The sequence below is a fragment of the Streptococcus danieliae genome, from assembly GCF_013415245.1.
GTDB lineage: Bacteria > Bacillota > Bacilli > Lactobacillales > Streptococcaceae > Streptococcus > Streptococcus danieliae_A.
In genome coordinates this window covers 1-368 of sequence record NZ_JACBXX010000259.1, presented here as the reverse complement: position 1 = coordinate 368, position 368 = coordinate 1, and the positions used below count along the sequence as shown (strand labels likewise).

Sequence of the window (368 nt, the reverse complement as noted above, 5' to 3'; positions counted from 1 at the left end):
GCTTCTACACTTGCTGGGTTGTAGCTTGGGTTGTATTTCTCTGCTTCTGGACGAGCAGTCACTTGTACCGTTACTGGCACAACATCCTGCGAACCATCGCTATAACGAACTGTAACACTACCAGACACACTACCTGATAGGGCATCCGCTGGGACAACTACCGTAACACGACCTTGAGCATCGACGGTCATTCCGGAGCCGACAACACTGTAAGTAGCGCTCGCTGGCAAGTCCTTACCGATTAGAACGACTTGCTCTCCAGCTTCTACACTTGCTGGGTTGTAGCTTGGGTTGTATTTCTCTGCTTCTGGACGAGCAGTCACTTGTACCGTTACTGGCACAACATCCTGCGAACCATCGCTATAACG

At 50.8% G+C, this 368-nt stretch carries 1 protein-coding gene; it reads right to left on the bottom strand.

What is annotated here, in order from left to right; genetic code table 11:
* Window positions 1–368: Rib/alpha-like domain-containing protein (locus HZY94_RS10085; RefSeq protein ID WP_179926000.1), on the bottom strand; the 368-nt coding region annotated here is incomplete at both ends.